This is a genomic window from Agathobaculum desmolans ATCC 43058, from assembly GCF_000701665.1.
Taxonomy (GTDB): domain Bacteria; phylum Bacillota; class Clostridia; order Oscillospirales; family Butyricicoccaceae; genus Agathobaculum; species Agathobaculum desmolans.
In genome coordinates this window covers 1-7,803 of sequence record NZ_JNJN01000069.1, presented here as the reverse complement: position 1 = coordinate 7,803, position 7,803 = coordinate 1, and the positions used below count along the sequence as shown (strand labels likewise).

The window sequence follows — 7,803 nt, the reverse complement described above, 5'->3', positions numbered from 1 at the left end:
ACGAGCCTGTGTTCCTGTTCTTGGACAAGAAGCGTGCCGAGGGTAAGCCGTACTACGTTTACATGACGGCTGGTGCCAACAAGTTCCTGCGCCGTTACTACGGCAAGGTGATGACCTACTTCTCTACTCTGGATGGTCTGCCGCTTGTAGATATGGATTCCACCGGCCTGCAGCACGCGGACTAATCAACTGTAATTGACTCTTTCCGGTCGGCGTGTTTGCGGCGGCCTTTTTGTGTTGCACTTGTTTTCTACCTGCCGCCTACAAAGTTTTCTTTCGTCAAGTCCTGTTCGGGGCTTGACTTCTTATTTGCAGGCTTCGTTGTGAAATAGAAAAAGCTTGCCCGATGGCTGGCCTGTTGGGGAGCACCCCTCCTTTCTTGTTGTGATATATGAAAACGCCGCCCGTAGTCCCGTTGGGCGGCGTAATTCTCAAAAAATAATTTTTTAGATAAAAACCTCTTGCTTGTTGCGCTAAAAACCATTGGTACGACTGGATTTTTCCAAGTCCTATAATTACACTCGTCTTTTTATTGTTTTCATCCGGCGATTTCGGCTGGGATATAGCTGACGAATATACCCTTTCGGGTATTGACGGTCACATCAGGGCTTGGCAGAGGCAGCATTTAGAGGATTATGATCTCTTCCTCGCAGTTACAATGGATGCGGTGCTGCCATTCCCACACATCGCTCATTTTCTCCGCCAAGCTCCTTATCTCGGGCAGGCATGATAAGCGCGTTTGTACTCACCTCGCCGCAAAGTCGTTCTGCTTCATAATAAAACGGGCATACCGCCGTTTAGACGATATGCCCGTTTTGCTTTGCACCCTGTATATGGCAGCTACCCCATTCCAGTTTGTTGTGATACTGTTTTATGAGCATCTGCCCTGGGGGTGGTTTTTATGTCAATTACTTTTGCAACGTCTTGGCAAAGCTGTCCTTCAGGGTGACGATCCGGTTAAACCGTCCCGGCTCCCGATCCTTAACATAGTATCCCATGCGGACAAACTGGAAGCGTTCGCCCTCCTTGGCTTCCGCCAGCGACGGCTCCAGCTTGCAGCCGGTCAGCTTTTTCAGCGATTCCGGATTGAGATAATCCAAATAATCCTTACCTTCGGGCAGATCATTCGCATTTTCAATGGTCAGCAGATTATCATACAGATACAGATCCGCATCGACCGCATGCGCCGCCGATACCCAGTGGATCGTGCCCTTGACCTTGCGGCCGTCTGCCGGCATCCCGTTGCCGGTCTCCAGATCGGCCGTGCAGCGGATCTCCGCGATCTCGCCGTTCTCATCCTTGATGATCTCGTTGCATTTTACGATATACGCCCCCATCAGGCGGACTTCTCCATCCGGCTTGAGGCGCTGGAACTTCGGAGGCGGCGCCTCGGCAAAGTCGCTCTTTTCGATATACAGCTCGCGCGTGAACGGCACCTTGCGCGTACCCGCCGCTTCGCTGCGCGGGTTGTTCGGCACCTCAAATTCCTCGCACTTGTCCGCCGGATAGTTGGTAATGACCAGCTTGACCGGCTCGGTCACCGCCATGCGGCGCAGCGCGGTCTCGTTCAGCTCCTCGCGGATGCAATGCTCGAGCAGCTTGATATCGACCAGCGAATCCGCCTTGGCCACGCCCGCACGCTGCACAAAGTCCAGAATAGCGCTCGGCGTATAACCGCGGCGGCGCAGTGCGCACAGCGTGGGCATACGCGGATCGTCCCATCCCTCCACATGATGCTCAAACACAAGCTGACGCAGATAACGCTTGCTCATAACCGTGTGCGTCATGTTCAGGCGGGCAAACTCACGCTGCTTGGGATGATGCGGCAGCGGGCAGTTGTCCACGACCCACTCATACAGCGGACGGTGGTTTTCAAATTCGATCGAACACATCGAGTGCGTGATACCCTCGATCGCATCCTGAATCGGATGAGCAAAGTCATACAGCGGATAGATGCACCAAGTATCCCCCTGCCGGTGGTGATGCGCCCGCACAATGCGGTAGATCGCCGGATCGCGCAGGTTCATATTCGGGCTTGCCATGTCGATCTTGGCGCGCAGCGTTTTGGCGCCATCTGCGAACTTGCCGTCGCGCATCTCCTGAAAGAGCTGCAGGTTTTCCTCCACCGAGCGGCTGCGGCACGGGCTTTCCTTACCCGGCACGGTCAGCGTGCCGCGGTAAGCACGCATTTCATCCTGCGTCAGATCGTCTACATACGCCTTCCCATCGCGGATGAGCTGCACAGCACATTCGTAGCAGGTCTCAAAATAATCCGAACCGTAGTATACGCCGCCGGTCGGCTCCTCGCCGGTCAGCCACTTGATATCCTCCCAGATGGAGTCTACATACTCGGTATCCTCCTTGACCGGATTGGTATCATCGTAGCGCAGGTTGAACAGGCCGTTGTATTTTTTCGCAATCGACCAGTTGATGAAGATCGCCTTGGCCGAGCCGATGTGCAGATAGCCGTTCGGCTCAGGCGGAAAGCGGGTATGGATCTTTTCGCTCAGACCTGCCGCGATATCCTCATCGATGATCTCGGTCAGAAAGTTGTTTACGTTTTCCATCATAGCGTTATCTTTCCCCCAAAAGGTTTCAATTAAAGCGCATTTGCGCATTTTTCCAGTCGCTCCAGCACCTTTTCACGGCCCATAATACCCATGACCGTCTGCAAATCAGGTGCATTCTGCCGGCCGGCAACCGCTACGCGAATCACCATGGATACATCGCCCACCGCGCCCTTATACTGCTCAGGCGCTGCCTTATAGGCCTTGGTATCCACCGCATAGCCGTGCGCGGCAGAAATCTGCTTCATCTTCTCGAAGAAGCCGTCCGGCGTATCATTTTCGTCAAAAACGCCGGCAAAGTCAGCCAGAATCGCCTTAGCATCGGCCGCAGAGACCCGCTCGGGCATGGTATAATCCGGCCGGAACAGCTCGTCAAACATAAAATCCATATAGCCCTTGGCATCCGACCAGAGCGCCAGATCCTTACGCGGCTTTTTGCCGCCGCGGCCGATCGCCAGATACGCGCGGCTCATCGCAGGATCACGGGTCAGCAGCGTGTGGAATACCGGATCGTTTTCCGCGCTCCATGCGGCAATGTAATCGTAAACCGTATCGGCGGACATCCGCGAGATCACATTTTTGGATACATCGCGCAGCTTTTCAATATCGAACAGCGCGCCTGAACCGCTCATCTTTTTGGTGCTGAACGGGAAATCATTCATCGGCAGGTCGGGGTTGGCGCGCCGCCACTCCTCAAAGTTGGAGTTCAAAAGCGTCATCAGGTATTCCAGCACCGCCGGCACCGGATACCCTTCCTTGGCATAGAAGGTCAGCGCCAGCTCGGGGTCCTTGCGCTTGGACAGCTTGCGCTTGCCGCCGGTCTCCGGATCGATCTTCATCAGCTGGGCGGTGTGCGCATACTTGGGCGCCTTCCACCCCATCGCGCGGAACAGCTGCAAATGCACAGGCAGGGTGGCAAGCCACTCCTCCCCGCGGACAACGACCGTCGTCCCCATCAGGTGATCATCCACCACATGCGCAAAATGATAGGTCGGGATGCCATCCGACTTGAGGATGACCACATCCTGATCATTCTCCGTGACCTCCATCTTGCCCTTGACCAGATCCTCATGCCGGATCTTGTTTTCAATGCTGCCCTCCGAACGGAAGCGGACCACATAGGGCGTGCCCTTTTTCAGCTCTGCCTCGATCTCCTCCATCGGCCGGTCGCGCCACACCGCGTACTTTCCGTAATAGCCGAAATTCTCCTTATTCGCCTCCTGCTGCTGGTGTGCGGCAGCCAGCTCTTCCTCCGTGCAGAAGCAGGGATACGCCATGCCGCGCTCAACCAGACTCTTGACAAATGTCTGATAGATCTCCGCGCGCAGGCTCTGCCGGTAGGGGCCGTATACGCCGTTGTCCCCCTCAAGCGTTGCGCCCTCGTCGAACGGCAGGCCGAACGACCGAAAAGCGTCGAGGATCATCTGCACGCCGCCCTCCACTTCGCGCTTGTGGTCGGTATCCTCGATGCGCAGATAAAACACGCCGCCCGACTGATGCGCCAGCCGTTCATCCACCAGCGCGCCGTACAGATTGCCCAGATGCATAAAGCCTGTCGGGCTCGGTCCCATGCGGGTGACCTTGGCGCCTTCAGGCAATTCGCGTTTTGGATAGCGCGCCTCAATTTCCTCAGGCGTGGTATTGATATGCGGAAACAGCAGCTCCGCCAAATACTTGTGATCCATTTTCTTCACTCCAACTTCCTGTTGGGCATTTTGACCCATGATAGAATTATTTTATCACAACCGCACGCACCGTGCAAGGCGAAAAGCGCACCAATCACACAGGAATCGCACCGCATTTTCCGGCAAAACCAAGGCGGCACAGCTCAAAAGCCATGCCGCCTGCATTGGTTACCGCCTGTTATCTTACGGGTTTTGTGCCGCCGCACCGGTGTTCGTATCCGCGCTGTCTCCCGCAGTTCCATTATCCGTCTGGTTTTCCTCCCCGGTGATCGCGTCACCAATATCCTTAGCACCGTCTTCCACTGCGCTGCCGGCCTCTCCGACCGCCTCGCCTACGTCATCCATACCGTCCTGCACGGCATCCCCCACCGATCCGGGTGTCTGCGTAGTGCCGCTGCCGTTCTGCAGACTGCCATCCTGCTGCTCGGTCGTACCGTTTCCGTCCGTTTCATTCGGATCCTTCTGCGCCTCCGGTGCGCGGGAACAGCCGCAGCCGGCCAGCAGCGCCAGAACGGTCCATAAAGCGATAAGCTTTTTCATTGCATTTCCTCCTTGCGTATTTGCTGATAGTATAGGAGGACGCATCCTGATTTATACGTGAAATTCAATTTTTTTCATGTGCCCCAGCACAACCGCCGCTGTCAGCCCGGTCACCAAGCCGAGCGGCACGCTCATCACCAGCAAAAACGGCAGATATGCCGTCACCGCACCGGTCTGCATCCAAACCGCCGCCGCCAGCACCTGTCCGATATTATGTGCCGCCGCACCTGCCACGCTTACCCCAAGGAGCGAGCAAAAGCGCCCCTCAACCCGCAGCAGCAGCCACATAACAGCCAGTGCCAGCAAGCCGCCCAAAAGTGAAAACAAGAACGCCGTCACACTGCCCATCAGCAGCGAGGACAGCGTTACCCGGCAAAGCAGTACGATCCCTGCCTCCCGCGCAGACAGCCGCGTCAGCGCAAACAGCGTAACCACATTTGCCAGCCCAAGCTTCACACCGGGCACCGGCACCACTGCATCCAGCGGAAACAGCCGTTCTGCCAGCGAAAGCACCACAGCCAGCGCCGTCAGCAAACCGCACAGCGTCACTTTTTTCACCTTTGCCATATCCTGTTCCTTCCGCTACACCGCAACCGCATCAATTCCGCTGTCATCCCCCACCAGTTTGAGTACCACCCGGTTGGGCAGGCAGACCGCCACCTGCCCCGCACGGGTCAGCGTGCCGGTACGTACACACACCTGATCCTTACAGTCCGCACGGGCGATCCGTGCGGTCCGCCCCTCAAGCACAATCACGTTGTGCCCCTCCAGATCGATCACGCGGTCGGTTCCTGCGGTCAGCTCAACCCGCTCGACCAGTGTTTCCTGCTGCCACACCTCGGCATACAGCCGTCCGCCGCGCTGCGGTACCGCCAACACCGCAGCGATTACCGCCGCCAACAGCAGCACCGCAGCGATGATGACCAGATCGCCCGCTTTCATTTTACTGCGCATAGGTATATCCTTTATCCTCCCCTTCAAAGGAGAAAACCGCCATATCCGACACAGCCGGGCTGCACACCACCTGTTTATCCGCCGTGATGAACACTGCCGCAATGCCCTGTTCCCGGCAGAACGCCATCCCCTTTTCCAGCCCCATCACAAACAAGGCGGTGGTCATGGCATCTGCCCGCGTTGAGCTTTCATCGATCACTGTCACACTGCGCAAGCCGGTATCCGCCGGGTACCCGGTTGCAGGATCAAAAATATGATGGTATCGTTTACCATCCTGCTCAAAAAAACGCTCATAGTCACCTGATGTGACGACCGACCCGTCCGCCCGCGCCAGTGTAACAAGCGAATCCGCCGTTTGATCCGGATCCGCCACGCCAATCACCCAGCTGCCATCCTTTCGGGCAGGATTACCGCCGTACAGCACGATATTGCCGCCCAATGCAGCCAGCGCCTGCCACGAAGCCGCGCCGTTTTCCCCCTGCAGCAGCGCACAAACCGCGTCTCCCGCAAAGCCCTTGCCGATGCCGCCCAGATCAATCTGCGCACCGTTCAGCAGCTGTATCCGGTTTTCGCCCAGCAGCTTCACGTTTTGATAACCCACGTGGGTCAGTGCTTCATCCAGTTCAGCCTGCGCGGGGACCCGTGCCTGATCGGTGCCGATCTGCCACAGATCGGTCACCGGCGCCATAGTAGGATCGAACGCGCCGCCGGTCTGCTCCGCGTAAGCCACCGCCTGCCGAACCGCTTCATAGGTTTCTGCACTGACTTCGGTCACTGCACCGTCTGCGTGGTTTAAGCGGTACAGATCGCCCGCGGTCTGTGTACGGGAAAGTGCAGCGTCCAGCCGGTTCACCGTCCGGCTGATCGATTCCGCCATGTCGGACAGCGTGCCGTCATCTGCCGGTCTGCCGTCCGGCGTGCTGCCGTACAGCGTGACCGACATAAAGGTATCCATTGCAAAAAAATCATTGGTATAGGCCGCAGGCTGCGACGCGCACCCGGACAGCCCCAACAGCAGCATCACTGCTGCAATCAAACGCTTCATACCATACTCCCTCATACAAAAATCTATTCTACATTATAATACAGCCCCCTCCCGCACGCAAGAGGGGGAACAGCTCCTCCCTTTTACTTTTGAACTGACGGATTCTAACTCCATCGATTTTGCGAAAATACCTTGTTTTCAAACATTGAAAGAAGCATGAAAATATTATATGATACAAAAACGGGAACATTTAGCTATTTTATGCGTCTATTATAGAAATATAATTTGAAGGAGGCAATCCACATGAAAGGAAAAGCAATTATAGGCGTTTCTATTTTGTTGGCAATCATTCTTCTGATACCAATTCCCATGCGATTAAAAGACGGTGGAACGGTTGTATATAATGCAATTTTGTATAGGGTCGAAGATGTTCATAGATTGGCTCCTGTAGGCTCCGAACAGGAGTATATCGAAGGAACAATTGTTAAACTCCTCGGAATTGAGGTTTTTAACAATGTTGAGTAATACAAAATCCTGCAAAATGATAAATATCACAAATAAAGGCGTGTACTGAACCTGTATTATCAGCGAGTTGATATGTACCCTTTTTGGGGGCAACATATATGCCTAACATAGCCTAGATAAAAGCTCCACCTGTTTAAGGGTGGAGCTTTTTCTGTGTATTTCGACGAATGAGTTGTTAGGTAAGCCTAAATCAGTCCAAAGGGTAAAAGGGAGGAATGATATGTACCCCCTTTACTGGACACCCAGTAGAGGGGGTATTATTATGCGGTACACATATGAGTATAAAAGGAAATGTGTAGAAATGTATCGAGAAGGAAAATGGCCAGAAACGCCAGAAGGTATTAGCGATAAATCCTTTCGAGATAAAGTGAGACTATGGGTAAGAACAGAGGATAGCCGCGGTCCAGAAGCACTGAAACACAAAAATTTCAATAGGAACTGGACACCAGAAGAACGGCTAGAACTAGTATCCCAAGTAATGTCCGGGAAATCCTGTGTGTCAGTGGCAATCGAGGCCGGTATTCAAGATAGACTATTGTATCAATGG

Annotated in this window: 8 protein-coding genes and 1 pseudogene; 3 read left to right on the top strand and 6 right to left on the bottom strand. The window is 54.7% G+C overall.

Going from position 1 to position 7,803, the window contains the following annotated elements; genetic code table 11:
* Window positions 1–185, top strand: a pseudogene (locus T363_RS0113055) (hypothetical protein); the annotation flags it as partial.
* Window positions 186–908: 723 nt separating this feature from the next.
* Here the strand turns inward: T363_RS0113055 and T363_RS0113050 are convergent.
* The 6 genes from T363_RS0113050 to T363_RS0113025 form a co-directional block, all read right to left on the bottom strand.
* Complete coding sequence (locus T363_RS0113050; RefSeq protein ID WP_078097054.1) at window positions 909–2,567, bottom strand: glutamine--tRNA ligase/YqeY domain fusion protein; 1,659 nt, start codon at window positions 2,565–2,567, stop codon at window positions 909–911.
* Between the two features lie 32 nt (window positions 2,568–2,599).
* Complete coding sequence (gene gltX / locus T363_RS0113045; RefSeq protein WP_031476520.1) at window positions 2,600–4,252, bottom strand: glutamate--tRNA ligase; 1,653 nt, start codon at window positions 4,250–4,252, stop codon at window positions 2,600–2,602.
* A gap of 183 nt (window positions 4,253–4,435) precedes the next feature.
* The gene (locus tag T363_RS0113040; protein WP_031476518.1) at window positions 4,436–4,792 is read right to left on the bottom strand and encodes a hypothetical protein; all 357 of its coding nucleotides are present in this window, start codon (window positions 4,790–4,792) and stop codon (window positions 4,436–4,438) included.
* A 51-nt stretch (window positions 4,793–4,843) separates the two neighbouring features.
* Entirely contained in the window at window positions 4,844–5,359 is a 516-nt protein-coding gene (locus T363_RS0113035; protein ID WP_034972426.1) for a Gx transporter family protein, read from the bottom strand.
* A 15-nt stretch (window positions 5,360–5,374) separates the two neighbouring features.
* Window positions 5,375–5,746 (bottom strand): NusG domain II-containing protein, encoded by a 372-nt coding sequence (locus tag T363_RS0113030; protein WP_031476514.1) that lies wholly within the window; start codon window positions 5,744–5,746, stop codon window positions 5,375–5,377.
* Window positions 5,736–6,791, bottom strand: a complete 1,056-nt coding sequence (locus T363_RS0113025) for an FAD:protein FMN transferase (RefSeq protein ID WP_051643285.1) — start codon at window positions 6,789–6,791, stop codon at window positions 5,736–5,738. Before T363_RS0113025 ends, T363_RS0113030 begins: the two co-directional genes overlap by 11 nt.
* Window positions 6,792–7,034: 243 nt before the next feature.
* On the opposite strand from T363_RS0113025, the gene T363_RS0113020 reads away from it, so the two are divergent.
* Both T363_RS0113020 and T363_RS0113015 read left to right on the top strand, forming a co-directional pair.
* Window positions 7,035–7,256, top strand: a complete 222-nt coding sequence (locus tag T363_RS0113020; RefSeq protein WP_031476510.1) for a hypothetical protein — start codon at window positions 7,035–7,037, stop codon at window positions 7,254–7,256.
* Between the two features lie 301 nt (window positions 7,257–7,557).
* Window positions 7,558–7,803 (top strand): transposase (locus T363_RS0113015; RefSeq protein ID WP_242840286.1); only part of this gene is annotated, 246 nt, incomplete at its 3' end.

Bases quoted from the DNA above. Each gene is read 5' to 3' on its own strand.
- T363_RS0113050 (WP_078097054.1), bottom strand. From the start codon at position 2,567: ATGGAAAACGTAAACAACTTTCTGACCGAGATCATCGATGAGGATATC.
- gltX (WP_031476520.1), bottom strand. From the start codon at position 4,252: ATGGATCACAAGTATTTGGCGGAGCTGCTGTTTCCGCATATCAATACC.
- T363_RS0113040 (WP_031476518.1), bottom strand. From the start codon at position 4,792: ATGAAAAAGCTTATCGCTTTATGGACCGTTCTGGCGCTGCTGGCCGGC.
- T363_RS0113035 (WP_034972426.1), bottom strand. From the start codon at position 5,359: ATGGCAAAGGTGAAAAAAGTGACGCTGTGCGGTTTGCTGACGGCGCTG.
- T363_RS0113030 (WP_031476514.1), bottom strand. From the start codon at position 5,746: ATGCGCAGTAAAATGAAAGCGGGCGATCTGGTCATCATCGCTGCGGTG.
- T363_RS0113025 (WP_051643285.1), bottom strand. From the start codon at position 6,791: ATGAAGCGTTTGATTGCAGCAGTGATGCTGCTGTTGGGGCTGTCCGGG.
- T363_RS0113020 (WP_031476510.1), top strand. From the start codon at position 7,035: ATGAAAGGAAAAGCAATTATAGGCGTTTCTATTTTGTTGGCAATCATT.